At 48.7% G+C, this 25,412-nt stretch carries 23 protein-coding genes; 1 reads left to right on the plus strand and 22 read right to left on the minus strand.

Annotated elements, in window-relative coordinates; translation table 11 throughout:
• Positions 1-6 precede the first annotated feature (6 nt).
• The 15 genes from BM185_RS13005 to BM185_RS13075 form a co-directional block, all read right to left on the minus strand.
• Positions 7-441, minus strand: a complete 435-nt coding sequence (locus BM185_RS13005) for a response regulator (RefSeq protein WP_245751770.1) — start codon at positions 439-441, stop codon at positions 7-9.
• Positions 410-2,335, minus strand: a complete 1,926-nt coding sequence (locus BM185_RS13010) for a sensor histidine kinase (RefSeq protein ID WP_091964630.1) — start codon at positions 2,333-2,335, stop codon at positions 410-412. The genes BM185_RS13005 and BM185_RS13010 overlap by 32 nt, the downstream gene beginning before the upstream one ends.
• Positions 2,335-3,255: a substrate-binding domain-containing protein gene (locus BM185_RS13015; protein ID WP_177203568.1), complete on the minus strand. Its 921-nt coding sequence runs from the start codon at positions 3,253-3,255 to the stop codon at positions 2,335-2,337. Before BM185_RS13015 ends, BM185_RS13010 begins: the two co-directional genes overlap by 1 nt.
• Complete coding sequence (locus tag BM185_RS13020) at positions 3,255-5,774, minus strand: EAL domain-containing protein (RefSeq protein ID WP_091964634.1); 2,520 nt, start codon at positions 5,772-5,774, stop codon at positions 3,255-3,257. The genes BM185_RS13015 and BM185_RS13020 overlap by 1 nt, the downstream gene beginning before the upstream one ends.
• 23 nt (positions 5,775-5,797) lie before the next feature.
• On the minus strand, positions 5,798-6,238 hold the full coding sequence (locus BM185_RS13025; protein ID WP_091964636.1) for a response regulator: 441 nt from the start codon (positions 6,236-6,238) through the stop codon (positions 5,798-5,800).
• The gene (locus BM185_RS13030; protein WP_091964638.1) at positions 6,225-7,628 is read right to left on the minus strand and encodes a sensor histidine kinase; all 1,404 of its coding nucleotides are present in this window, start codon (positions 7,626-7,628) and stop codon (positions 6,225-6,227) included. The genes BM185_RS13025 and BM185_RS13030 overlap by 14 nt, the downstream gene beginning before the upstream one ends.
• The gene (locus tag BM185_RS13035) at positions 7,625-8,383 is read right to left on the minus strand and encodes a substrate-binding periplasmic protein (protein WP_091964640.1); all 759 of its coding nucleotides are present in this window, start codon (positions 8,381-8,383) and stop codon (positions 7,625-7,627) included. The genes BM185_RS13030 and BM185_RS13035 overlap by 4 nt, the downstream gene beginning before the upstream one ends.
• On the minus strand, positions 8,377-9,957 hold the full coding sequence (locus tag BM185_RS13040; protein ID WP_091964641.1) for a sensor histidine kinase: 1,581 nt from the start codon (positions 9,955-9,957) through the stop codon (positions 8,377-8,379). Before BM185_RS13040 ends, BM185_RS13035 begins: the two co-directional genes overlap by 7 nt.
• Entirely contained in the window at positions 9,950-11,401 is a 1,452-nt protein-coding gene (locus BM185_RS13045; protein WP_143089520.1) for an extracellular solute-binding protein, read from the minus strand. The genes BM185_RS13040 and BM185_RS13045 overlap by 8 nt, the downstream gene beginning before the upstream one ends.
• Positions 11,392-13,053: a sensor histidine kinase gene (locus BM185_RS13050; RefSeq protein WP_091964645.1), complete on the minus strand. Its 1,662-nt coding sequence runs from the start codon at positions 13,051-13,053 to the stop codon at positions 11,392-11,394. The genes BM185_RS13045 and BM185_RS13050 overlap by 10 nt, the downstream gene beginning before the upstream one ends.
• 118 nt (positions 13,054-13,171) lie before the next feature.
• A complete protein-coding gene (locus BM185_RS13055; RefSeq protein ID WP_091964647.1) occupies positions 13,172-13,906 on the minus strand; it encodes a methyl-accepting chemotaxis protein in 735 nt (244 codons plus the stop codon).
• A 161-nt stretch (positions 13,907-14,067) separates the two neighbouring features.
• Positions 14,068-15,354 carry a sensor histidine kinase gene (locus BM185_RS13060; RefSeq protein ID WP_177203569.1) on the minus strand — a complete coding sequence of 429 codons (1,287 nt, stop codon included), beginning with the start codon at positions 15,352-15,354 and terminating at the stop codon, positions 14,068-14,070.
• A gap of 124 nt (positions 15,355-15,478) precedes the next feature.
• A protein-coding gene (locus tag BM185_RS13065; RefSeq protein WP_091964651.1) for an IS3 family transposase occupies positions 15,479-16,641 on the minus strand; the annotation gives its coding sequence in 2 pieces (ribosomal slippage) (positions 15,479-16,386 and positions 16,386-16,641; 1,164 coding nt in all).
• Positions 16,642-16,703: 62 nt separating this feature from the next.
• Positions 16,704-16,949, minus strand: a complete 246-nt coding sequence (locus BM185_RS13070) for a hypothetical protein (RefSeq protein WP_091964653.1) — start codon at positions 16,947-16,949, stop codon at positions 16,704-16,706.
• Between the two features lie 11 nt (positions 16,950-16,960).
• Positions 16,961-17,263 (minus strand): Hpt domain-containing protein, encoded by a 303-nt coding sequence (locus BM185_RS13075; RefSeq protein WP_177203570.1) that lies wholly within the window; start codon positions 17,261-17,263, stop codon positions 16,961-16,963.
• Between the two features lie 92 nt (positions 17,264-17,355).
• On the opposite strand from BM185_RS13075, the gene BM185_RS13080 reads away from it, so the two are divergent.
• Entirely contained in the window at positions 17,356-18,042 is a 687-nt protein-coding gene (locus tag BM185_RS13080; RefSeq protein WP_091964658.1) for a response regulator transcription factor, read from the plus strand.
• A 39-nt stretch (positions 18,043-18,081) separates the two neighbouring features.
• Here BM185_RS13080 and BM185_RS13085 read toward each other — a convergent pair whose 3' ends face one another.
• The 7 genes from BM185_RS13085 to accD all read right to left on the minus strand — a co-directional run bounded on the left by BM185_RS13085 (position 18,082) and on the right by accD (position 25,342).
• Positions 18,082-19,239: an HD-GYP domain-containing protein gene (locus tag BM185_RS13085; protein WP_091964660.1), complete on the minus strand. Its 1,158-nt coding sequence runs from the start codon at positions 19,237-19,239 to the stop codon at positions 18,082-18,084.
• A gap of 129 nt (positions 19,240-19,368) precedes the next feature.
• On the minus strand, positions 19,369-20,550 hold the full coding sequence (locus tag BM185_RS13090) for an O-succinylhomoserine sulfhydrylase (RefSeq protein WP_091964662.1): 1,182 nt from the start codon (positions 20,548-20,550) through the stop codon (positions 19,369-19,371).
• A 21-nt stretch (positions 20,551-20,571) separates the two neighbouring features.
• Positions 20,572-22,095: an amidophosphoribosyltransferase gene (purF, locus tag BM185_RS13095; protein WP_091964664.1), complete on the minus strand. Its 1,524-nt coding sequence runs from the start codon at positions 22,093-22,095 to the stop codon at positions 20,572-20,574.
• 11 nt (positions 22,096-22,106) lie between these two features.
• Complete coding sequence (locus BM185_RS13100) at positions 22,107-22,592, minus strand: CvpA family protein (protein ID WP_091964666.1); 486 nt, start codon at positions 22,590-22,592, stop codon at positions 22,107-22,109.
• Positions 22,593-22,605: 13 nt separating this feature from the next.
• The gene (locus BM185_RS13105; RefSeq protein WP_091964668.1) at positions 22,606-23,151 is read right to left on the minus strand and encodes an SPOR domain-containing protein; all 546 of its coding nucleotides are present in this window, start codon (positions 23,149-23,151) and stop codon (positions 22,606-22,608) included.
• A complete protein-coding gene (folC, locus tag BM185_RS13110) occupies positions 23,136-24,470 on the minus strand; it encodes a bifunctional tetrahydrofolate synthase/dihydrofolate synthase (RefSeq protein ID WP_091964670.1) in 1,335 nt (444 codons plus the stop codon). Before folC ends, BM185_RS13105 begins: the two co-directional genes overlap by 16 nt.
• Positions 24,471-24,478: 8 nt before the next feature.
• The gene (accD, locus tag BM185_RS13115) at positions 24,479-25,342 is read right to left on the minus strand and encodes an acetyl-CoA carboxylase, carboxyltransferase subunit beta (protein ID WP_091964672.1); all 864 of its coding nucleotides are present in this window, start codon (positions 25,340-25,342) and stop codon (positions 24,479-24,481) included.
• Between the last annotated feature and the right edge of the window lie 70 nt (positions 25,343-25,412).

The raw sequence follows: 25,412 nt of genomic DNA on the forward strand, positions 1-25,412 counted from the left end.
CACTGATCAGGGATAAGCAGGTCGCTTAACCAGTTCAAACCAGTAGTTTTCCAACTTTTGTATTTGATGTACAAAGTCATCAATACTCACTGGCTTAACGATGAAGCCCGCTGCACCCTGGTCATAAGATGCATAGACATCCGTTTCAGCGTCCGATGTGGTCAGAACAACAATCGGAATGGCTCTAAAATCTTTGTTTTGTTTGATCTGTTTCAAAAATTCACGACCATCCATACGTGGCATATTGAGATCCAAGAGAATCAAATCTGGTTTGGGTTGACCCTGGTAAGTGCTCTCTTGCTTTAGATAGGCAAGGGCTTCTTCACCATTTTCAACGTGTTGTAAGTCAACTCCGATTCGACCTTCTTCAAAAGCCATACGTGTCAGATGAGCGTCAGCTGCATCATCTTCAACGAGCAGAATCGTGCAAAGTTTGCTCACTGGGTTCTAACTCCTGATCAGGAAAACTTAAAACAAAGGTGGTACCTCCATCGATACCCTCTTCAATACTGATGTCACCTCCCGCCTGAAGCATCAAGCGGCGAACTAAGGCCAAGCCCATACCCGTCCCTGTATTATCAGGCGTTTGAGTAACTAGGCGGCTGAAAAGCTCAAATACCTGAGTTCTATGCCTAGGAGCTATACCCCTACCATTATCCGCAATATATATAAGATTACAATGATTTACTGTTTTACCGTATATCTTTATTTGCATGGGGCGCTCAGGATGACGGTAGGTCACGGCATTACTTAGCAGGGCACGGAAAATTTCTTCAAGTCTCCGGCGTGCAAAAAGAATTTTTGGTAAAGGCTTTTCTACCTGCAGATCAGCATTGCTGAGCTCCAGTTGCTCTTGGATTGCTTTTTCGCGGAGCACCTGATCGAGAACTTCCTCCGTATGCAATCTTTGCACGGGCAGGATCACTCGATCCAACTCCAAATAGCGCTGAACATCATGAACCAGGTAACTCAAGTACTTAGCCTGGGCATGAATGAAATCTATGGATAGTCGAGCATCCTTATCCTGTTCTAATGAAGGTTTACTGCTTAGGCGCTCGGCAAAAGCCATCAAACGGCGTGTTGGCTCTTGGAAATGATGCGCCATGACTTCACTTAAACGCTGCAGTTCCCTATTCGAGGTATTTAAGCTGAGTTCACGCTGATACAGCTGGTTCGCCATTTCGTTCATGGCCTTAGCCAGCTCTCCCAACTCATCCTTCTGCTCCAGGTCTATTTGGGCCAACAGATCGCCTTTACGAATTTTCTCCACGCCCTTCATCAGTTGTTGTAACGGATAGGTTACCAGCTCACGAATCAGAAGAAGACTGAAAGGAATAATCAGTAAAGCAGTAATTAATAAAGCGGTGAGGATGGCTTCACGGGTTGCCGCACTAGCTTGATGATAATTTTCAACCGGGTACACAAAACTCAAATACGCCGATTGTTCACCACCAGCCAAACGGAGTGGAAATACTCCCCAAAAACCACCCGCTGTTTTTAGAAAATTGATCTCCCGCTCGGCAATAGGAGGCAGCTTGTTTTTCAATTGTTCGGCATGCTTTTTAACCAGGGGTTGGCCATCAATAAAACCACCCTGGGCATCCAAAAGACCCACTTCTAAACCGCCACGGGTGGCAAGCAATAAAAAGTCGCCATCCAGACGACGCATCAAGACCAAAGAGCCCACCTGGCGCTCTTCTTCCAGGTGTGAGCGCACGAGTGGGTATTTTTGTTCCAAATAAACCTGGCCGTTATCTAAATAGTAGCGCTGGCCTGGCTGGAGTTGATTATGGCGTTGGGCGCGTCTAAAAATTCGATCTTCAAGATCATTTTTTAGTGACTCGTCCAGGGCTCCTTCCGGGCTCATCAGCTTAAGGTCGGGTTGCTTATTTGCGTAGCTCACAAAGCCTTGGAGAACTTTTGACTCTTCTGCCAAGGCAAAACTGACCAACTGATCATCCGCTGCATACAGGTAAGCACCCGTACTACGCCCTGTTTGAATGGCGGTTTGCAGGCGTTGCGAGAGGCGCTTTTTTTCTTCGTCAAAAAGAAGACTTTGGTAGTTTCGGGTATCTTGAAAGTTGTTAATCAAATTAAGAATAGCGACTAAGCGCTCTTCTTCACACAAGAGATGGGCCTCGGAAACCAGGGCCGCTTCCAGATTCTTGCGGTTGTTATAGAGGCTGGAAAAACCTTCTTCGATCAGTGATTCAGCTGTTTGGGTATGATAGTTCAGCAGGTGACGGTCAACGAGATAACCTGCTAAGAGCAAGGAGATCAAACCAATAGCTAGGGTAAAAAACAGCAGTTTAAACTTCAAGGAAGAGGCCAACATCAGAAGATGGGCTCCACCTGATCAACATTTTCACGGGTGATAGCTATAGAATCCAATACCACTTTTTTTGGCACCTCCTCGTCTCTTAAAATCTGCATAGCTAGTCGCGCACCTTCTTTGCCTCCTGTTTGGAAAGTAAAGCTGATACTCTGCTTGCCTTCTTTAATGGCATCTCTCGCTTCAGTAATGAAATCGATGCCCGCAATGGGCAGATCAGCAGGGTTCATACCTGCATGCTCTATTGCCATACGGGCACCTGTGGCCATGCTGTCGCTTTGGGCATAGATGGCATCAAAAGTCTCGCCCCTGTCCAACAGATCAGAAACAGCAAGAATGGCATCGGCCCTTAAAAAATTACCTCTGGCGGAAGTGACGCTGATTGCAGGGTGGTTATCGATAATATCCATAAAACCCTGAGTTCGTGCCAGGGTGGTGCTGGCTCCGGAAACTCCTTCCAGCATCAAGATATGCCCCTCACCTTCCAGCTTTTCAACAAGGTAGCGGGCTGCTGCTTGGGCAATGGCATAATTATCCAGGGTGACATAGCTGGTATAGCCCTCACCATTAATACTTCGCGTCAGGAGAACAATAGGGATTCCCTGCTTATAAACCCGCTCAATAACCGGAGTAAGCAGCTCCTGGTCTCTTGGGCTGGTGATAATTAAATCTACGCCCCGGGCCGCCAGGTCCTCAATATGCTGTGCCTGTAAAGCCGTTTCACCATCCGCATCGGTATAGATAAAATCAACTTCAGGATAGCGGCTCAGTTCCCGCTCCACATCTCTCACTTGAACTAGGCGCCAGTCATTACCCAGAGTGTCCTGAGCAAAGCCAATCAGGTATCTCTCGCCCGCCCAAACGCAAGGCACTAACAATAACAAGAGTGGCACCAGAATTAGCTTTTTGAGCAGCTGAGTCACTATGCTTCTTCCTCTAAATTTCTATTCTGTGAAGAGCCGGAACCAAAATGCCGCTCAGGATGGTTGGCCAGTAATAGCTGATCCAGCAGATGCATCAACTCTGCTCGTCGATGGTGAAGTTTTTGCATTTCCTGTTGAGCTCGATGAAGATCACCCAGCTTTTTGTTTTCAATCACTTTACTGGCCTGCTGGTGGACCTTCTCATGCACCTGACCTATCTGAATAAACAGAGGATGATCGTGCATTTTGTTATATTGCTGGTGCCACCAGTGGCCAAAACGACAGCTCTTGCTATCTAACTCCGGTGGTTTGGGATAAGCATCAATCAACCATTTTTCAAGTTGAGACATCCAGGCATGATGTTCAATTCCAGCAGATAGCAAGGGCAGGTCTTCTCGCCGGTAAAGAGCGAATTCTTGCGCACAGCCACAGTTAAGGGGCCATTTATTCAAACTAACGGCCACTTGTTCGGGCAACAGAGGCGGTGAAAAGTAATACCCCTGAGCAGCATCACAACCCAGGCGGGTTAAGAGCCTACATTGGGCCTGGGTTTCTACACCTTTGGCCGTTAGCTGGCAACGAAAAGCCGAAGCCAAACCCAAAGTTGCCTCAACCACAGCCAAATCATTGGTGTCCAGCTGCATTCCGGCAATAAAGTCCTGTTTAATTTTCATCTCGCTGACATGCAAGCGCTTCAAGTAAGGCATCGAGGTATAGCCTGCCCCAAAGTCATCCAGCACCAGTTGGATACCTAAACGCTGGCAGCAGGCTTGTAGCGCTTCAATCGAACTCAACTTTTCCAGAGCGGTCAGTTCTTTGATTTCCAAGCGTAAACAACCTGGCTCAGGCAGGCGATCCTTACAAAGGGTATAGAGACGATCAGGAAAATCCACTTGCTGCAGCTGGTAACCAGCGATATTAAGAGAAACTGGCAAGCTCTGTCCTTGTGTATGCCAAGCATTTAATTGTTCCAAAACCTGATTGATCGCCCATTCACCCAGATCGAGAATAAGATCACCCTGTTCTACTGTTTCCAGGTAATCCTCAGGTAAAAGGAGGCCACGCTGCGGGTGCTGCCAGCGTAATAGCGCTTCCAAAGCAATGGGCTGACCACTTCTCAGGTCAATAACCGGCTGGTAATAAAGCTCAAATTCATTGTTGTTCAGCCCTCTTCTGAAAGCCATTTCACCCGCTGTAATCAGGTTTGCCTGCTCACTGATGGCCCGATCATGAAAGCAGAAATCATTTTTCCCACTATTCTTTGCCTGGTACATGGCCTGATCAGCCTGTTGCAGAAGCTTTTCCGGTGTTTTGGCTTCGTCATTCGGATAAAGGGTAACGCCCAGGCTGGCAGAAACTTGCAGTAGGTGTTCTCTCCAAGGACAGGGACGTGCTACCTCTGCCAAGACTCTTTGCAGTAACTTAAGCGTGGTTGACATATCCAGTTGGCGCTGTAGCAGGAGTACAAATTCATCGCCTCCCACACGGGCCAAGGTATCTTCTTCGCGCAAGCAAGACTGAACACGCGCTGCGACCTCTTGCAGAACATAGTCACCGGCATCATGGCCGTAGGTGTCATTAACCGGTTTGAAACCATCCAAATCAAGAAAGACCACTGCCAAGCGTCCACCATGCCGCTTAACGCTGGCAAAACTCTGTTCCAGCCGATCCAGAAACAGGCTTCTATTAGGTAGTCCGGTCAAAGCATCGTGGTTGGCACGGTGCTGCAGGCTTTTCTGCTCTTCCTTTTGCAAAGTAATATCACTGAACATAGCCACATACTGACGGACCTCTCCTTTAGTATTAGTGACGGCATTGATGGTAAGGAGTTCGGTATAAATCTCACCACTTTTCCGTCGATTCCAAACCTCTCCTTTCCAGCGCTCCTTTTCTTTAAGGCTTTCCCAGAGGTCTTTATAAAACTCCTGATTATGATGGCCAGAGGCTAAGATCGCTGGAGTCTGCCCCAGGGCCTCTTCGCGACTGTAACCAGTAATATGGGTGAAGGCTTCATTAACATCCAGAATCACACCCTTTTCATCAGTGATCAGGATGGCTTCACTTGCATGGTGGAAGACGGTTTTAGCCATGCGTTCATGCTCATCCCGCTCATGACGCAAAATTGCATAGCGTAAGGATTTACGAAGAATCCAGCTTTCGACGCCTTTGAGCAAATAGTCTTCAGCGCCTGCCTCTATAGCTGCTTCAATAATGCTGAAGTCATCTCGACCGGTATGCACTACCAGGGGTACATTGTCCAATAGCTCCAGACACTTATCGACCGTCGCTATGCCCGTCGAATCAGGTAAATTCAAGTCCAGCAGGACCACATCAGGCTGGTAGCCTGCTTCCAATAATTGTTTAACCTCTGCAAGGGATGTGGCCAGTTCTACCTCAAAAGCATCAACAGCATTTTCACAAAGTTGAAAGCGAACCAGCTGCGCTTCAGCAGTGTCATCCTCAACGACCAAAACTTTGGGGCTTTTTTTAAGACTGATACTGGCATTCATTAAAGGCATAGAGTTACCAAGAAGTTTTTCAGCTACCCTGCTGGTCTTTTTACTAAACTGAACCAGTAGTTTTCCAGCTGCTGGACCTGTTCAATAAAATCATTAATGTCGACCGGTTTGACGATATATCCTGAAGCGCCCAGATCATAAGAAGAAATAATGTCAGTTTCTGCTTCTGAGGTGGTTAGTACCACGACCGGGATAGATTTGAGGTTTTCGTCCTGCTTGACCTTTTCCAAAAACTGGCGGCCATTCATGCGAGGCATATTTAAATCCAGCAGAATTAAATCTGGACGGCGTGCCTCGGCAAAACGCCCCGTTCTACGCAGGTATTCTAGCGCTTCCACGCCATCCTGAACCTGCTGGAGATCAACCAGCAAGCGGCCTTCTTCAAAGGATATTTTTACCAAATGAGCATCTGCTGGCTCGTCTTCGACCAGCAAGACGCAAAATTTGTGTTCATTTCGACCCATCCATTTTTTCTCCTACTCCAGGCAAATCAAAAGTAAAGCAAACACCACCTAGCTCACTGTCGATTGCGTTGATTTCACCATCAAATTGCAACAGCATTTTTTTAACCAAGGCCAGACCCATGCCTGTACCTGGGTAGTTTTCTGTACTGGGTACCAGCCTGGAAAATATTTCAAAAACCTGCTCACGATATTCTGGCGGGATACCCACACCATTGTCTTCAAAATAAACCCTAACTCTGGTTGTCTCTTTAAAGACACGAACCCGAATTTGCAAAGTTTGATCCAGTTTCGCATAAAGAAAAGCGTTGTCCAGCAACTGGATAAAAATTTCCCGAAGACGCCTGGGCGGGAAAAACGCAGCCACCTCTTCACCTTCTAAAGACCACTGGCTTTCCTCAAGGTTAGAAGAGTGAGAGCGAACCAGCTCTTGAAAAACCTGGCCAGGGTAAAGGATTTCAGGTTCCAGTTTGAGTTGCTCCAACGCCAGATAGCGCTGCACATCCTTAACCAGAAGACTAAGCCTAAGCGCTTGTTGTTGGATAAAAGACAGAGATACCTGGTTATCACTATCCTGTTTTTGGAGACCCCGGCTTTCTAGACGTTGAGCATAGCTGACAAGGCGTCTGGCCGGTTCCTGGAAGTGATGGGCCATGATTTCATTCAAACGCTCCATTTCATTGGTCGATTGTTTTAAGGAAACAGCCAGTTCATTAAAGGCAATCAACACTCGACCAATTTCATCTTTTTCATGGCCTTGAATAGGCGTTAGGGGTGTAAAATCATCACGGCTACGGTGACGCAGCTGTTCCACCAGTTGGCTCAGCGGCTGGGTCAACAGATGCTTAGAAATATAAAGAATAACGACAGCCAAGATAATATTGCGTACCAAGCCAAAAACAAGTTCCCACCAAACCCGTCGGGTGAAGTCACTTCCCGCAATCCCACCATTGATGCTCAGGCTCAGTTCACCAACAGGCTGATACTCACCGGTATACTGACTGTGCCAAACCAAGGGGTAGCTAAAGGCTAGCTCACTTCCCAAAAGACTACCTAAAAGTGGGGTCTGCTGATCAGCACGCCTATCCCTGGAAGCCAAAACCCTATCCCTTTCTGTAACCAGCTGCCCTGAGCTTACCGCCTGAACAGCAAAAAGGCCTTCCAACACCTCTTCAGCCAGCAGTTCATCAAGAGTGTAGGCTGCCTGGGTGGCCGGATTGGCAGTGGTTCTTAATAGCTCCTGAGTAGAGGTTTCAATATTGCTGCGGGTTTGCTGAAGATCGACAAAAATCAGTAGCAAACTTAACACCAACCCCAAAAGAATAGCAGCCACAAGTGTCCAGCGGGTTTGCCGCCAGGCCAGGCTGGTGTTTAATTGCACCCGCTTAGTCATTCCAGCTCCTTATCAACACGCCAAGCATCACCCGCCCAGGAATCTAAAATGGCTTCTATGCGGCCTTGCTGATTCAGATTCTCTACTGCTACTTTGACTTCATCAACTCTTTCCAACTGCTCACTGTGCCGGGAAAACTGAACGGTAACGGGTGTGACCTGAAGCACTAAGCGATCACCCAAGAGTTCTTCAATTTGCATTTGTTCTTGCAGGTAAGCCAAAGACAGGCTGTTTCCCGCTATCGCATCCAAGCGCCCGGCAGCCAGCATATGAATCTGGGTTTCATAATTACGCACAGGAATCTTGTAGAGGCTGGTATCCCGATCAAACTCGGGGGATAGGCGGATTCCTTGCAGGACACCAATACGCAGGCCTTGAAGGTCTGCATAGGTATTCAGCGGAATGCCCGTACGTGCCTGAATGATGGAACCAAAATCAAACAAATGCCCGGCATGAATGACATCCTGATCACGATCAGCAGATTGAATCAAATAACTAATATCGGTATCACCCAATGCCAGACTTTCCATGACTCGGGCATAGGGCGCCAGCTGTTTATTCTGGGCAATACCACTAGCCGCTTCCAGTTCCCTGGCAATATCCAGCCAAATACCCTGAGGTTGGCCTGTCTGTTGGTCATAAAAACCCCAGGGCTCCGTTTCCATGATCAAGACTTGAAGGGCCGGTGCCGCCTTGACTGGAAGAACAATAAGGCTATAGGCAAAAGTAATCAGCAGGAGTCCTTTTTTCAGCATCCCTGCCCCCCGGTTAAACCACCCACAGGCAGGGTTCCTGGCAGCGTAAAACAAAAGCAACTGCCCTGATCTTCACCTTGGGATTCGACCCAAATACGCCCTCCATGACGTTCGACAATTTTTTTGCAGATTGCCAAGCCGACCCCAGTACCTTCGTAGTCGCTGCGGGCCTGTAACCGCTGAAAAACTTTAAAGAGTCGATCCTGCTGATCGACAGGAATACCTATGCCTTGATCCTTAACCAGGAACAGCCATTGTTTACCCTTGGGCTGAACACTTACCTCAACCTGAGGCTGCTGACCTTTAGCATGATATTTGATGGCATTGCACAACAGGTTTTGAAAAAGGCGCGTCAATTCATCGCGACTGGCATAGAGTTCAGGCCAGCCGCTTTCCTGGAGCTTAATTTGCGCTTGTTCTTCATTAATTTGCGGCCTTAAAAAGCTTAAAGCCTCATCAACAGCCTGCTTACTGTTTAACAGCTGCATGGGCTGTCCACGACGCCCCACGCGAGAATATTCCAATAACGAAATCAACATTTGATCCAAACGCTGAGCGCCTTCAGAGGCAAAGTCCATCATTTGCCGGTTTTCATCATCCAGTTGATCGCCCAGGCGTCTCTCCAGCATCTGTAGATAGCTATTAATCATCCGCAGGGGTTGGCGAAGATCATGGCTGGTGACATAAGCAAACTGTTCCAGCTCAGCATTGGAGTCCCTTAATTCCTGGGTACGTTCAGCTACTCTTAATTCGAGGTTTTCATTGGCCTGACTCAAGGCTTCTTCTCTGGCCTTGATTTTTTCCTGCATCTGGTTGAACGCCAGAGTAAGCTGCGCCAGTTCATCTTCACCTCTCACGGCCAGCGGTTGGACCTGGCCCTCCTGGGCAAGCTTTTGTGCACCATCACGCAATTCCAGCACCCTTCGCAATAGACGCAGAATAAAGGTGCCCAAAAAAGCAGCCAGGATAAACAGGGTTATGACAGCTGCAATCAGAAACAGGGTAAAATGTTTGCTTTTACGATCCAGCAGCTGTCGGTAAATGGCTTCCGATAGGGCTTGGCGTTCATAAGAAAACTGCCGGAAGACATGAATTAAAGCCTGGAAACGAGAGCTGGCTTGATAGACAGAAATGTTACGAATGGCCTCCTGATCCTGCATGACAGCAGCCTCAGCCATTTTTTCAACTTTGTCGGTATACCGCTGCCAATTTGCCCGGATCTGCTGTTCCTTCAAAGTATCTTCATTGGCTAGCAGGCCCAACAAATCAACCAGTTGAATTTCAAAAACAGCCAATTCTTCCTGTAGGCTTTCCACCTGACCGAGAAGTGCAAAATGGTCGCTGGTTCGCTGTAATTCAGCTTCCTGCTCACGGATAACTAGCAACTGAGCTTGCAGACGATTCACCAGAGCCAAAGGCTGGAGTTGTTCTTCCAGAAGCATTTGAGTATCTGCAATCGTATGACTGAGTGTTCTTTCCACATACAAGAGAAGCAGGGAGACAAAGAGCACTCCGAGAATAAAACTGGCTGCTAGCTTGCTACCCAGCCCTTTGTACCAGCGAGGATTATTCATTCCCTCTCTCCTCGATTTTCTCGGGGTAGAGTGCCAACTGGTATTGCCATAACCGCCTCTGTTTTTCTCGTCCGTAGCTTTTAGTAATCGCTTCCCACTCCTGTTCAACCTGAGCCATGGCTTGCTGGGCACTCAATTCACCACGGCTTGCCTGCCCCAAAGCCTGATTCAAGCTCTTCAAGTAAGCGGTGTTGCCTGGTAACCCTGTGCCTGCGGGAACAGCAAGCGGCAGGCTTGTCTGCAAGGCATTCAGGGCTGCTTGACCATAAACATCCAGTAATTTCTGCTGCTCAAAATGACTAAAACGAAAGGGGTCTACAAAGCTGGTTGAAAGGCTTATCGCCTGGGTTGAGATTCTTGGCGAGGTAAACCAAAGAGCAAAGAGCAAAGCCAGCTCAGGGTTCTCGCTGGTTGCCGGAATGACTAAATTATTGCCGTAAGCTAGAGAAGTACGCCTAACCAAGCCTTCTGAATGTTGGATACCCGGCAGGGGATAAACTGAGTAGCTTTCTCTAAGTTCAGCATTACGATTAAACAATTTGGCTCCGGCAACAGTAATGAGCAGCGAATAGGCCTCACCTCGATGAAAATAAGGCAGAGCAGCATCGTAACCCGAGCCTGGTTGGTGAACCTTAGAGGGTGAAAAAGTTAAGGTTTCCAGATAGCTCTCGGTCGCTGCCCAGCCTTCAGGTGTGTTCACCAAAGGCTTCATTTGTTCATCAAAAAGTGGGTAATAGGGAGCAGCCTGACTAACAAAGCGAGGTAGCCAATACATCCAGGCAACCTGGGGATCGCGAAGTTCTACACTGCCATAGAGATTTTCTTCAGGGCGGTGAAAAAACTTCAAGTGATCCCGGTATTCCTGCCAGGTTCCAGGAGGAGCCAGGGCATACCCATAGTTTTCCAAAAAAGCCTGCTGCTCTTCGGGGTCATCCAGTAAATCCTGGCGTAAATAAAGCAGCAGCAGGTCGCCGTCAGCCGGAATCGCCAGCGTGGTTTCAGCAAAACGTGATTGGGCTGCTTTTAGGAAAAAGTCATCATCCTCGTGGAAGGGTAAATCCAGTTGGGCAAGCAAATCATCCAGCGGCAATATAAGCTGCTGATGGTAAAGATCCGGGTATTCAGAATTCCTGGCCACGATTAAATCCAGATTAGGATTCTCTTGCAGGTGCTTTTTAGCTGGCTTTTGAGGCATCAAACCAAGATCCAACAGCATGCCTGTTGCCTCCTCCCATTGGCGTCGTAGCTGTTGCTGCTGACCAAGAAAAGAGGCCCGGTTACCCTGCTTGACCGTTACTCTTAAAACACTGTTAGGTGCTAACTCACCCGAGGCCTGCAACTCTTTAACCTTGGCAAGGATTTGCTGATCCAGCTCTGCACTTGCTAAGCCAACCATGAAAACCAAACCAATCAATAATAAACCCTGGCTTATCCTTACTCGCACGCGTTCTGGCCTCCTTGCTGGCTAGGAGAACAAAGCTCACTTCCTGCTAAGGGAAGGTCAAAAATCACCTGCAGTCCACCCAAATCACTTACAGCCAGCTTCAAGGTGCCACCGGCCTGTTCAACAATGCGTTTTGCCAAGGGTAAACCCAGGCCAGTTCCCGAATACTCGGAAGCCTGCGGATTTAAACGTACAAATAACTCTAAAGCCTGACCAAAGTACTGCGGCTCCAAGCCTTTACCATTATCTTCCACCCTAACCAGCAAACGCTGCCGCCCCCCTTCTACACTGATTCTGATTTTCAATGGCTGATTGGTTCGTGCATGCTGGTAAGCATTCTCCAAAAGTACTCTAAATAACTCACGCATGCGATATTCAGATGCACAAATGGCTGGCCAGGGTGTTACTTCCAGTTCAACACAGTCTGCAAGTTGCGAAGCCAGGGAACCACTGCGGATTTCTTCACGCAGCAATTGATCAAGCGCCAAGGTTTGGTAATTAACCTTTCTGGAACCCACCTCTATAAACCGCTGCATACCCTTGATTAAATCCAGCAGGTAGTGGGCTTGTTGGCGAATAAACTGCAGCGAAGTAAGGGTTTGCTGATCCTGACTAGCTGGTTGGCGCAGCAGTTGATCGGAAAAAATAACCAAGCGCCTGGCTGGCTCTTGGAAATGATGAGCCATAATATAATTAAGACGCGCTTCTTCTTTTTGAGCCACTCTAAGTCGCTCAGCCGTTTGGTCCGCATACTCACGGCTTAACCGAGTTTGCTGCTGATCTTCATAGTTGCGGATCAAAAGCCTGTAAACCAGCACACCGGGTAACAGTGCCACCAACCAAGACAAGTATCTCAACCAACTCAGGTGGCCAACCTGTTTATCCCCAATAAAGGCCAGCTGCCACTCACCATCAAGTGCTCTCACTCTGGCCTTCAGGCTGTCCGCACGCACAAATAAGTGTTCATCACCGGCAAAAGCTTCACCCTGAGCACCCTGTCCATCTTGACCCCGAATGGCCAAGCGTCCAGTTTCAATCAACCCCAAAACTTCTGCCGACTCTAAGAGTGAATTCAATAGGATAGGCGTACTCACTAACCCCCAATAGCTGGCAGCACCTTCTTGATCCCGAAGAAACACAGGAATTCGATGAATTACGGCCTTGCCTCCCTGAACCAGTTCAACCGGACCAGTCAGTAAAGGCTGGCCCTGCTGCCTGATTAGAGTGAGGGGCTCTGCTTGACCCGGAACTTGATTTAGATCAACTCCCAAAGCAGCTTCATTACCTTCAAGAGGAAAGATCCAACGAATAACATCCCCTGGCGCCAAAGCCAGATGATTAACCATCGGATAGCGCTGCAGCAGTTGCTTGGCCATGCTTTCCAATTGCTCTTCTTTCAACACACCCTGATAACTTTGGATATAAAAACTAAAACTGGCTGAAGCATTACTGACCAAATTCAGGGCTGACTCCAAACGAGTGCGTATCTCCGCCAACTGGGCTTCATTTTGTTGCTGGTGATTTCGTTCATCCAGAGTGATTAAAAGCTCCAATAAAAGCCACAAGACTCCAGCCGTAACCAGGCCAGCCATTAACGACACCAGGTAATGCTTGTGTCTTAAATTACTGAAATAACGGCTTGCCTGCTTCATCTGAAAGGCCTTGTAAGTCCATAAAAAACGAGTGTCAATGAATGTAACCGAGGAACGCAAGAAAGGCCACCACTGATTCCAGCGGTGGCCTATTCACTAACGTATGCGAGAAGACAAATCAGCTGACATAGACTTTAAACTGTTTGCGCAATTCATCAATCATAAGGGTTGTGTCCTGGACGTGCTGGCTAGCTGTATAAGCCTGTTGTGCCTGGGCAGCATTTGAATCCGCAAGGTTTGCGATGCCTTCAACTGTTTCAGCAACTTCTCGTGCTGCCATGGCTTGCTCTTTAAGCACGTGTTGAATATCCAAAGTAGCCTGAACAACTTGCTGGGTTTTTTGCTCAATTTCAGCAACCGATTGGCCTGCGCGCTTCGCTTTACTAACACCCGCTTCAACACGTTCGACACTTTCCTGCATCTCATCTGCTGCTGCTTCCGTACGCTTTTGTATCTGACTGACCATATCGGTAATTTCTACCGTGGATTGTGCTGTACGTTCTGCCAGGCTGCGAACTTCATCAGCAACGACAGCAAATCCACGTCCATGTTCACCTGCACGAGCCGCCTCGATTGCCGCATTTAAGGCCAAAAGGTTTGTTTGATCGGCGATCTCCCGAATCGTTGAAACGATCTGGCCGATATTATCCGAAACCGCTTCCAGAGCTTTCAGCTGGGCAGCAGAGTCTTTAACCGTTCCCGCAATGGCAGCAATTTCTTGTGTACTTGCATAAACAGCTTCCGCACCTGATTTGGACACCTCACCAGCTTGCTGAGATGCTGAATGGGCTGCATTGGCGTTCTCACCAATTTGCTCAACCGATGCTGACAACTCCTCCAAGGCTGCAGCCATATTAGATGAAGCCAGTGACTGCTCTTGAGCACCTTTGGAAGTTTCTTCTAAATCCTTAGACTAGACAACTCTATTATCAGCCCTAATCAACCAACTCTTAACCTGAATCGATACAAATAAGCTAATTTTAGACACTTAATGATACACTCATGATACATTCATCACACTTTTATCCTTGGCCTTCTTGGTAACTGCACACAAAAGCGGCTACCCACGGGCTTTGCTGACTCCACCCACAGTTGACCACCCATCACTTCCGTCAGCTCTTTGGAAATAGCCAAGCCCAAGCCTGAGCCTCCGTGTTGACGTTTTGCCGAAGCATCAGCCTGAGCAAAACGTTGAAAAATATGGTCCCGATCTTTCTCATCTATGCCCGGCCCCTGATCGATCACTTCAAGCCTAACGAACTCCTTGTCACAGTGAGCTTCAAGCCGAATAACACTGCTTTCCGGTGCGAACTTGCTGGCATTGTTGATCAAGTTGGTCATGACCTGAAGCAATCGTTTCGGATCCACCTCTACCAATACATTCGCATCAGGCAATACTTTTAATAGTTGCTGCTGACGTGAAGCAAGTGAACAGGCAAGGCTGGCGGCGGCTGCTTCTAGTAAAGGAGACAAAGCCGTTTGTTCCGAATGGATATGCAACTGCCCTCGCTTTATTGCTGCCATATCAAGTAGGTCATCCACTAGACTGGCCAAACGCCTGGAGTTTCGATGTGCCAAGCCTAAGAGCTCATTTTGCTTCTCTCTGTCAAGAGCAAGCCCACCTGAATTCAGTAAATCCAAGGCTCCCTGAATACTGGTAAGTGGAGTTCGCAGCTCATGACTGACGATAGAAATCAACTCATCTGCTAAGCGTTCTTTTTGATTACGCCACTCCTGCAAACTATCAAAAGCGACCATCAGTTGCCCAATTTCCCCTTGAACTTCAGAGTTGAAAGGCCGATAGGTTTCGTCTTCAGCGACCACTGAATGTAGTTGAGCAATCGCATAGCGCACTGGCTGTAAAAGATATCGGACCATCAATAAAATCATCATGCATGCAATGATCAGCATGAGAAGTAACATCAACAAATAGCGCTGTAAAAGCTGTTCTGCTGGAGCCAGAACTTCGTCTTCTGAAAGCAAATGCAAAACAGTCCAGTCCATGAAAGGCAGAGCAGCTTTGCTAAAGACCCAAGTATTGCCTTTACTATCTATAACTTCACCGTAGGGCTCTTCTGCTTGAAGACTTGCAGTTAGCAGCTTGTGATCTTCTATTTGTACTGGGGTTAAAGCCCTTTGTTGATCACCGGAAGCCGCATAGAGGTTGTTGTCACCATCCACTATATAGAGAGCACCCACCTTGCCAAATTGTGTAAAGTTTCTACTTAACCCGGCAAAGGTCACATTATTTAGCAGCTCATGAGTACCCAGTAAAACACCATAGACTTCACCGTTCTCCACAACTGGCACATTAAAAGCGATTAAAGGAATCTGTGTTCTACGGCCCAAAAAAGGTGCACTGCGTACTGGTTCAAGTGACTCTAAGGCTTCAGATACAAAAGGTCGATCAGCATAATTGTAGTGGTCAACTAATTCCGGACAGTATTTTAAGTTTTTCCTCAGCCGCAACAGGTGATAGTCCACCATTAAAGGCATGAGGTCGTTGCTGGTTATAATAGCCCATCAAGTAATAACCAATGTCTCGCCTAGCTGCATTCAAGCTTCTATAACCCAATGCCGGCACCCACTCTGACTTTAAGCTACGGAACAGCCTTTCCATCGGGGCGTTGTCCCAGCAGTTTCCTCTTCGGCTCATGCTTTGCGTGATCTGGTAACGCCAGAGCCTCTGCCGGAACTTACGGCTGGCATACTGGCTCCCCTGGTCTGAGTGAAACATGATGTTCCTGGGCTGGCCTCGTTGCTCCCAGGCGTGATCCAGTGCCTTAACCACCAAGTCAGCATCCGGACTGGATGACAGCGCCCAGCCCACAACACGCCGGGCATACAGATCCAATACAACAGCCAGATAACTCCATTCCTGACCCGTCCAGACATAGGTGATATCACCACACCAGACTTGATCAGGGCAATCAACACTGAACTCACGGGCTAGGTGGTTTGCAATATCAGGCCGTTCAACCGTTGCTTGCTTGTAAGCATGGGAACCAGGTTGCTTACAGGTCAGCCTCAGTTCACGCATCAGGCTACGGACTTTAAAACGTCCAATAGCCGTCCCCTCTGCTTTCAATTGCCCTTGGATAGTGCGGCTGCCGGCAGAGCTTCGGCTTTTCGTGAAAAGGTGTTTAACCTGCGCTTTCAGAGCCAAGCGCTTAGCATCCACCTGGGTACGCCGTTGACGGTATTCATAGTAGCTGGATCGACTGACATCAAAGGCTGCACAGACCATTTCAACAGGCTCCTGCTCACTCAACTGGTCTATCAGCGTGTAGGATTGATTTCGTCCGACATTAAGAGAGCGGTAGCCTTTTTTAGTATGTTTTTCTCCTGCTCCAGGCGTTTACAGCGAGCCTCCAGCTCCTGGATACGTCTCTGATCAGGTGTCAGAGCTTTGCCTTTGGGTGTGATTCCTTCACGCTCCTGAGCAAGCTGTTTAACCCAGGCTCGGATTGAGCTTTCAGCAACTCCCAAAGACCGAGCTGCTTCCGTAAATGTATAGTTTTGATCCAGTACCAGGCTGGCTGCCTCCTGCTTAAACTCAGGAGAAAATGAACGTCGTTTCTTGGTCATCAGACACCTCGCTTAGGGTGGTCATATTACCACCGTAAAAGATGTCCGGGTTTATTGAACCACTACAATGTGACCAATTGCTCTGCCAAGGCTTGTAAGCTGGCTTCCTGCCGCTCCAATTCACCTTCAAGCTGCTCAGTCAAACTGGACAGGACTCGTTGCTCATTTTCGTAAAAAATTTGCCGATACTCTTCGTGCAAATAACCACGTACCAGAAAAGTGGACGCCAGGACAATTACAACAAAGCCCAGAAAAAGCAAGGTCAGTAAACGGGTTTGTAATGAGCTCTTCTTTAAAATTTTCTGCATTGAGCCGCCCTTTACTGCCCTTTTATAGCCTGCTGAGTTAGTGTTAACACAACCTGCACTTCTTGTGTGATGGGTACCCAATCAACGGTCTCTGAGTCAACTTTATTAAGCTGTACACGTAACAAAGCATCCAGTTGTAATGCTTGTTGGCCAAGCTCCTCAAACTGGTAAGCGCCTGCTGCACCAGCTAGGTTATGAATTTCTTTATAGAGATCAAAAAGTGATTTGGTTACCAATGCCCGATCAATTCGCTGATACCGACTCGCTAGACCATGGACAAAGCCTAGCCTTAGCTCTCGCAGTTCATTAAGCACCACAGACTTTCCTCCTATTTTAAAGCGGCAGTGTACAAAACTCTTCTTATCCGGCATATTAGATAATAAAAATAGAAAGGTAGCTATCTTCCATGCACCAGGTTGCCATCATCGAAGACGACATGGACCAGGCTCGTCTGGTTGCCAGCTGGCTGAAAACCTATGGTTATCAGGCAAGTCTTTATATTAGCGCTGAATTATTTCTCGAAACACACCAAGATAGCAAGGACTTCGACCTGCTTCTAATCGACTGGTTACTGCCAGCAATGTCAGGTCTCGAGCTAACTCAGCAGCTAGTGGAACATAAAGATCGCCCCCCAATCATTTTCATGACCAGTTTACAAAAGGATGATGATCTTGCCAGGGCACTCCATTCAGGTGCTGACGACTTTATTTCTAAACCTTTGAAAAAAAACGTGTTTCTAGCACGCGTTCATGCTGTTACACGTCGCCATAAGCTAAGGAAAGAGCAACAGTTGGAGCAGGTAGCTTTCAAGTTGGAAAGCAGCAGCTTAGCACTTATTTCTGCTGACCAACGAATCAAACTCACTGCTTCTGAGTTTCGGCTGATGCAACTCTTTTCCCATTCTCAAGGCCACCTGTTCACCCGTGAAGAACTGGCCGACAGTATCTGGGGCGATTCCACGAAAGCGAATGAAGGCCGTGCACTGGATTTGCTGATCAGCCGACTGCGTAAAAAGCTTCAGAAGCTTGAAAAGCCTATCGGTGAACTGATTAACCATTACGGCCAAGGGTATAGCTTTGACAGCCACCTCTAAGCGACAATCAGATCGTTTCGAGTTTCAATGCCTTGAGAATTATTCTGCAATAGCATTGCTTACTTTGATGTTCCAAAAGAGGAAAGGCTGGAGGGGTTTGAGGAGGTCTTTATTGAGGATTTTCTGAATGGCAAAATCAGTTTCGCTGGTGTCGCGGCGCGGTGGCTGCACATAAACCTGCCCACTCGAAGCCTTGATGCCTGCACAAATAGGTGTGTGTATGGCAACGCCCTTCTCCGTGACGACAGCCAGGTCGCCATTTTTCAATTGCACAGGGGTTCCTGGTGGGTAAAGGCCCAACTGGCTTAGAAACACCTTACCCAAGCGGGCATCAAGTAGCTCAGCATCATCTCCCAGCATCTGTTTCATCGCCTGGCGGGGGGTCAGTAAAGGGCGATATTCACGCGGTGCGGTCAGGGCGGCATAGCTATCTGCCAAGGCAACCAAGCGGGCCGTATTGCTAATCTGGCTACCTTGCAAGCCCTTGGGATAACCACTGCCATCCAGGCGTTCATGATGCTGAAGCACAGCAGTCAGCCAGATATTGTCTTTAACGCCCAGCATCTCCAGAATCAACAGTGATTTTTCCGGATGATTGCGGATGGCTTCTTTTTGCTGTTCAGTCAACGGGGTTTGTTGGTGGTTAAGCTTTTCCTGAAGATGCAGCATTCCCAAGTTGGCGGTTAGAGTTGCCGCCAAACCAGAGAGCAGCTTTTCTTTACTCACTTTCAAAGGGCGAGAGACGACAGCCAGAAGGACTGCACAGCGCATGGGATGATCAAGAGTTGAAGGGATATCTTTAGGCCAGTGCGCAGCCCCTAAAAGGGCGTTGGGTGATTTTTCAGCCAGGAGTAATAGATGCTCGGCAATACCCAGAATGCGGCGCTGGAAGCCTTTTGCCGCGGCATTTTTCTCGGCATGCTCAAAGGCTTTATCCAGCTGAGTGTAGAGTTCTTCCAGTTCCAAAAAGGGGTTAAGTTCTTTTGAGTAGCGGCGACGCTGGAAGTCGGTTTCATCCTGACGGACGACAACTCTTTCCTTGGGATTGAAATAACCCTGGGCCAGCAGTGCTTGAACCTGCTGTTCGTTATCAATCAGTGAACCCTTGGTCAGAAGCACTATGCCACTGCGGGCGTAGATATTCATCGGCGCCCGGTCACCTACAATCAATTGTCCTTTCGCCAGCTTTTGCAGCATTCGTTTCAGCTCCTTGCCAAATCTTAACAAAAGTTAAAATAACACTCTTGCAGCCTAGCGAATCAGAGCTGAAAATTATAGTTGCATTTAATGGCGATTTTTAACCGAAAGTAACTGGACGCCTTGAATTCAGCATAAACCCTGGGCCAGATCCGCTTGGATGTCTTCAATATCCTCCAAGCCTACAGCAATTCTGACCAATCCATCGGTAATTCCAGCAGCCAAACGGGCTTCTGGGGCAACCCGGGCATGGGTCGTGGTCGCTGGATGGGTAATCGTGGTCTTGGCATCACCCAAATTGGCGGTAATAGATAGCATCGAGGTAGCATCGATAACTTTCCAGGCCGCTTCACGCCCCTTTTCCATTTCAAAGGAAAGCACACCACCAAAACGGCGCATCTGTTTTGCCGCCAACTGGTGCTGCGGATGCGTCGGCAAGCCAGCATAATGAACAGCTTTAACGCCGGGTTGCTCCTGCAACCAGGTAGCCAATTGCAGCGCATTAGCTGAATGGGCCTCCATGCGCAGCTTTAAGGTTTCCAAGCCCTTTAGAAAGACCCAGGCATTGAAAGGGCTCATGCAAGGCCCCGCAGTGCGCACGACACCAAAGACTTCGGCCATATCCTGTTCACTACCTACTACAGCACCACCGACCATACGCCCCTGACCATCCAGGTATTTGGTGGCTGAGTGCACGACGATATCAGCACCCAATTCCAGAGGTTTTTGAAGGGCTGGAGTACAAAAGCAGTTATCCACGACCAGCTTCACCTTACGACTGTGAGCCAGTTCAGCCAAAGCAGCCAGATCAGCAATTTCACAAAGGGGGTTGGAGGGCGTTTCTACAAAAAACAGGCGGGTCTTGGACGTACAGGCAGCCTCCCAAGCGGCGAGGTCCTGAAGTTCAACAAAATGCGTGGTGATTCCCATTTTGCTTACGAACTTATTGAACAGGCTAACGGTAGAACCAAAGACGCTGCGCGAACAAACGATCTCATCGCCCTGGCTCAAAAAGGCCATGCACACAGCCAAAATAGCTGACATCCCTGAGCTGGTAGCCACGCCTCTTTCTCCACCTTCCAAGGCAGCCAGGCGCTCTTCAAAACAGGCAACCGTCGGGTTGGTAAAACGTGAATAGATGTTCACTGCACCCGTTTCATTAGTAAAGCACTCAGCGGCATGAGCTGCCGACTCAAACACAAAGCTGGAAGTGGTAAAAATAGGTTCAGCATGTTCACGTTCAGCAGTTCGGCGATGGCCACTGCGTAGGGCACGGGTCGCTGTACCCCAGGAGTTATTTTCTAATGACATGACCTGCTCCTGGTTATGGACTTAAGCTTCTTCAGCCGAACTGTCATTGTGTAGATCGATGGCCGAATTATCATCGGTATTGTTGCCGTTTTTAGCAGCATCACTGCGTTGGTTTTCCAGACGGGCCAGATAGGCCGCATCAATACCACCTGTTACATAATGGCCATCAAACACCGAGCAATCAAAACCATCCACCTTAGGATTCAGTTCCTTGCAGGCGGCAACCAGATCATCAATATCCTGATAAACCAGCCAATCAGCACCGATCAGCTCACCCACTTCATCTTCAGTACGGCCATGGGCGATAAGTTCGTGCGCTGCTGGCATATCGATCCCATAGACATTGGGGTAACGCACTGCTGGAGCCGCTGAAGCAAAGTAAACTTTTTTGGCACCTGCATCCCGAGCCATTTGAATGATCTCATTGCAGGTGGTACCCCTAACAATAGAGTCATCAACCAGCAAAACCGTTTTGTCTTTGAACTCCATAGAAATGGCATTGAGCTTTTGACGCACTGATTTCTTGCGCAGGGTTTGTCCCGGCATAATGAAAGTACGCCCGATATAACGGTTTTTGATAAAACCTTCACGGTAGGTCACACCCAGATGTTGAGCCAGCTCCAGAGCCGAAGTTCGGCTGGTATCAGGAATGGGAATCACCACATCAATATCATGCTCGGGCATAACCCGTTTAATCTTTTCGGCCAGCTTCTGACCCATTTGCATACGGGCATGATAGATGTTGATGCCATCCATGATGGAATCAGGGCGAGCCAGATAGACATGCTCAAAAATACAAGGCGTCAAACGCGGCTCTGGGGCGCATATTTGGCTATGCAGTTCACCTTGGTGGTCAATATAAATGGCTTCGCCGGGCTGAAGATCGCGCACCAGTTCAAAGCCGGCAACATCCAGGGCCACACTTTCCGAGGCAATCATATACTCTCTGCCTGCGGGAGTTTCCCTTTTGCCATAAACAATCGGGCGAATGCCATTGGGATCACGGAAGCCAACCATGCCGTAACCACTGATCATGGCAACTGCGACATAGCCCCCTTCACAGCGCTGATACACCCGGCTGATAGCAGCAAAAACATCTTCGGCACTCAAGCTCATGCCCAGCTTGCCCAGTTCATTGGCAAAGATGTTGAGCAAAACTTCCGAGTCAGAGTTGGTGTTGATGTGGCGCAAATCTGTCCGAAAAAGCTCTTCCGTCAGCGATTCTGAATTGGTGAGATTGCCGTTATGCGCCAGGGCAACACCATAGGGCGAATTAACGTAAAAAGGCTGGGATTCCGCTTCACTGGAGGAGCCAGCAGTTGGGTAGCGAACATGGCCTATCCCCATGTTTCCACTGAGCCTTTTCATATGGCGGGTGCGGAAAACATCCCGGACCAGACCGTTGCTTTTACGTAAGAAGAAACGTCCCTGATCACAGGTCATGATGCCTGCAGCGTCCTGCCCCCGATGCTGCAACACGGTCAAGCTGTCAAAAAGCATTTGATTGACCGGCCCATGAGCCATAATACCTGCTATTCCACACATGAAGCTTTCACCTATTCACTGATATAATCTTCCAAATGGGAGGCACTAAAATCTCTTACCTCTTCCATATAGGGCATTAAACGCGATTCTTGCCACCAGGCGTGATACCTGAGATCGGTCAGGCTCGCTATAGCAACGCCCAAAACGATAATGACCACGCCTCGTACCACACCGAAAATACTGCCTAGAAAACGGTCCAGTTTACCCAGGCCTATTTTTTCAACCAGGGTGCCAAAACCAGCGGAAATCACTTTACTGGCCAGCAGAACAACGACCGTAATCGCAACATAGGCTGCTGCCAGCTGTAAGCCAGGGTCCGCCAAAATAAAATCAAACAAGGGCGCAACCTGTTGCCCCAACATTCTTGCTGCCAAAAGAGCCACTATCCAGCCTGCCAGAGACAGCACTTGATGCACAAAACCTTTCCAGAAGGCTAACAAGGTGGAAGCCAACAGAATAACAATAAAAAAGATATCCAGCGCATTCATACCCATCATGGGTTACTACTCCTCACTCATTCGTACCTGGCAAACTGCCCTGCTCTCTTGCAACCCTTTCCGGCACATAACGGGTCAGTAGGGTTCTTAATCCCTCTTCCTGTAAGAGCCGGTCCTGCACACTTCTGGCTTCCTGTTGATCAATAAAAGGGCCCACAAAAACAACGGCCAAATTGTTAATACGTCGCCAATAGGTCTGCAGTCCTTTGTCTTCCATCCGGGCCACCAAACGGCGGGCATTACTGGAATCACCCAGGCTGGCTACCTGAATAGCCCAGGCTTCAACGCCACCTTCCAAGGCCAGCTGCATTCTTTGATCGCCCCTCTCCCGCCGCGATTCAACCCTTTGCTGCTCTTCTTCACTGACACTGGGTTGGAGCTTCGGAGGCTTAGAAGCTTCTAGATCAACGGCCAGGGGTTCGGGACTTTCAGGCATGACAATTTTATCAGAAACCGGCAGCGGCGGACGCTCTTCTTCCAAAATCAAGGGTAAAAAGATGACCGCCAAAGCAATTAAGGCCAAGGCTCCAATCAAGCGTTCTTTCAAGCCGTAGCGCATGGAGGCATCTCCTTTCGCTGCAGAAGATCCAGAAACAAGGCCACTGTAAAGAAAGAGCCCACCACCAACACTTGATCCATTTCGCCAGCATCCAAACGCTGTCTGGCTTGGGCGTACAAGGGTTCAGGCTGAGTGGATGCATTGCAGTAAACAACCTTACCACCCTGCTTCTTGATCAGCTGTTCTAGGACTAAAGGCTGCTCGGCTCTTGCCGTGGGCAAAGCCGTCACCATCCATTCATCAATGCAGGACAATAAAGGCGTTATCGTTGCCAACTGATCCTTATCAGCCATCATCCCCAAAATGGCCAAACGCTTTTTGCCGGGCTCTTCAGCCAGCCTGGTTGCCAAGTATTCAGCAGCCTGGGGGTTGTGCGCAACATCCAATAACCAGGCACCCTGCCTTTGCATTCTGCCGGTCACTCTGGCTTGTGCCAAACCCTGAATTCGAGCCTGATCAGTGATCGGCAAGCCGGTTAATTCCAGCGCCTGAACAGCCGCAGCCGCATTCGCTCTAGGCAATTCTGGCCAAGGCAGGGAAGTAATTTCCAAGGACTCACCCTGTGCATTCTGACCCTGCCAACACCAGGAATTTTGATTCGGGAACTGGTAAAATTCAGTACCCAATTGAAAGACTTTACAGCCCAGGGTTTCTGCTGTGGCTCTGACACTGGCAGGCAGGTTTTGACTCCCCAGAACCGCAGCCTGTCCCGCTCTGAAAATACCGGCTTTTTCACGGCCTATTTGTTGCAAATCATTACCCAGGTATTCCTGGTGATCCAAGGCAATGGTCGTCACTACGGCAACATCAGCATCGACGATATTGACTGCATCCAAACGACCACCCAGCCCAACTTCCAATAACCAAAGGTCCAGGTCAGCCTCGGCAAAGATCACCAGGGCGGCCAGGGTGGCAAATTCAAAATAACTTAAAGAGATGCTGGTCAGATCAGCCTGATTTCTTGCCGCATCGATGCGTTCAAAAGCACCAATAATCAACGCATCAGTAACAGCTTGGCCTTGAAGTTGAATGCGCTCATTAAAGTGCAGAAAGTGCGGGGAAGTATAGCTGCCAACCCGTAGGCCAGCAGCCAGGGCCATAGACTGAGTCATGGCCAGAGTAGAGCCTTTGCCATTGGTTCCGGCAAAGGTAATGACTTGAGGGCGGGTTGCTTGCAGGGTCAGCGGCAAGCCAAGGCGACGTGCAACCTCACCGACCCTATCCAGTCCCAGGTCGATTTCACGGGAATGGAGGTCCTCTAAGCGCTTTAGCCATTCAGCTAGCGAGCCAGAGGACTTCTTGGTGGCAGCAGTGGTCACGGAAGCGGTCAGGCTGCCGGCTGGTGGGTCATTTTACGCAGCAGGTCCGCCAGCTTGGAGTTCATTTCATGGCGATGGATAATCATGTCAACAGTGCCATGCTCCAGTAGGAATTCAGCACGCTGGAAGCCTTCTGGCAACTTCTCACGCACCGTCTGTTCTATAACACGGGGGCCAGCAAAGCCACAAAGTGCAAAGGGCTCGGAAACATTGAGATCGCCCAGCATGGCAAGAGAAGCAGAAACACCGCCATAAACAGGATCTGTCAAAACAGAAATATAAGGAACGCCCGCCTTCTTCAAACGCTCCAGCGCCGCTGAGGTTTTAGCCATTTGCATCAAAGAGAAGAGGGCTTCCTGCATGCGCGCGCCACCCGATGCCGAAAAGCAAATCAGTGGAATGCGTTCTTGCAGAGCCAGCTCAGCAGCACGCACAAACTTCTCGCCAACCACTGAGCCCATGGAACCACCCATGAAGTTAAATTCAAAGGCAACAGCAACAACCGGCAAGCCGGTTAGCTCACCGCGCATGGCAATCAGAGCGTCTTTCTCGCCAGTGGCCTTTTGTGCTGCTGTCAAACGATCTTTGTATTTCTTGGAATCTTTGAATTTCAGACGATCTACAGGTTCCAGTTCAGCAGCCAGCTCCTGGGCACTGCCCTTATCCAGAAAGCCTTCCAAACGCTTACGAGCAGACAAGCGCATATGATGGTCGCACTTGGGACAGACATGCTGGTTCTTTTCCAATTCCGGACGGTAAAGTGCTGCCTCACATTTGGGGCATTTGCGCCACAGACCCTCAGGTACATTGGCTTTACGCTCAACATTGTCGGAACGAATAATGGAAGGAACAATTCTGTCTAGCCAGCTCATAAATTCTTTAACCTACTTATCAAGTTGGAGTCGCCATGCAAAGGGCGCCTATTCTAACCCAAGACACCCT

Source organism: Marinospirillum celere (genome assembly GCF_900112235.1).
In the GTDB taxonomy this organism is placed as follows: domain Bacteria; phylum Pseudomonadota; class Gammaproteobacteria; order Pseudomonadales; family Halomonadaceae; genus Marinospirillum; species Marinospirillum celere.

Bases quoted from the DNA above. Each gene is read 5' to 3' on its own strand.
- BM185_RS13105 (WP_091964668.1), bottom strand. From the start codon at position 23,151: ATGCGCTACGGCTTGAAAGAACGCTTGATTGGAGCCTTGGCCTTAATT.
- accD (WP_091964672.1), bottom strand. From the start codon at position 25,342: ATGAGCTGGCTAGACAGAATTGTTCCTTCCATTATTCGTTCCGACAAT.
- BM185_RS13010 (WP_091964630.1), bottom strand. From the start codon at position 2,335: ATGTTGGCCTCTTCCTTGAAGTTTAAACTGCTGTTTTTTACCCTAGCT.
- BM185_RS13030 (WP_091964638.1), bottom strand. From the start codon at position 7,628: ATGACTAAGCGGGTGCAATTAAACACCAGCCTGGCCTGGCGGCAAACC.
- BM185_RS13080 (WP_091964658.1), top strand. From the start codon at position 17,356: ATGCACCAGGTTGCCATCATCGAAGACGACATGGACCAGGCTCGTCTG.
- BM185_RS13085 (WP_091964660.1), bottom strand. From the start codon at position 19,239: ATGCTGCAAAAGCTGGCGAAAGGACAATTGATTGTAGGTGACCGGGCG.
- purF (WP_091964664.1), bottom strand. From the start codon at position 22,095: ATGTGTGGAATAGCAGGTATTATGGCTCATGGGCCGGTCAATCAAATG.
- BM185_RS13055 (WP_091964647.1), bottom strand. From the start codon at position 13,906: ATGGCTGCAGCCTTGGAGGAGTTGTCAGCATCGGTTGAGCAAATTGGT.
- BM185_RS13050 (WP_091964645.1), bottom strand. From the start codon at position 13,053: ATGAAGCAGGCAAGCCGTTATTTCAGTAATTTAAGACACAAGCATTAC.
- BM185_RS13040 (WP_091964641.1), bottom strand. From the start codon at position 9,957: ATGAATAATCCTCGCTGGTACAAAGGGCTGGGTAGCAAGCTAGCAGCC.
- BM185_RS13090 (WP_091964662.1), bottom strand. From the start codon at position 20,550: ATGTCATTAGAAAATAACTCCTGGGGTACAGCGACCCGTGCCCTACGC.
- BM185_RS13035 (WP_091964640.1), bottom strand. From the start codon at position 8,383: ATGCTGAAAAAAGGACTCCTGCTGATTACTTTTGCCTATAGCCTTATT.
- BM185_RS13020 (WP_091964634.1), bottom strand. From the start codon at position 5,774: ATGCCTTTAATGAATGCCAGTATCAGTCTTAAAAAAAGCCCCAAAGTT.
- BM185_RS13070 (WP_091964653.1), bottom strand. From the start codon at position 16,949: ATGCAGAAAATTTTAAAGAAGAGCTCATTACAAACCCGTTTACTGACC.
- BM185_RS13100 (WP_091964666.1), bottom strand. From the start codon at position 22,592: ATGATGGGTATGAATGCGCTGGATATCTTTTTTATTGTTATTCTGTTG.
- BM185_RS13025 (WP_091964636.1), bottom strand. From the start codon at position 6,238: ATGGGTCGAAATGAACACAAATTTTGCGTCTTGCTGGTCGAAGACGAG.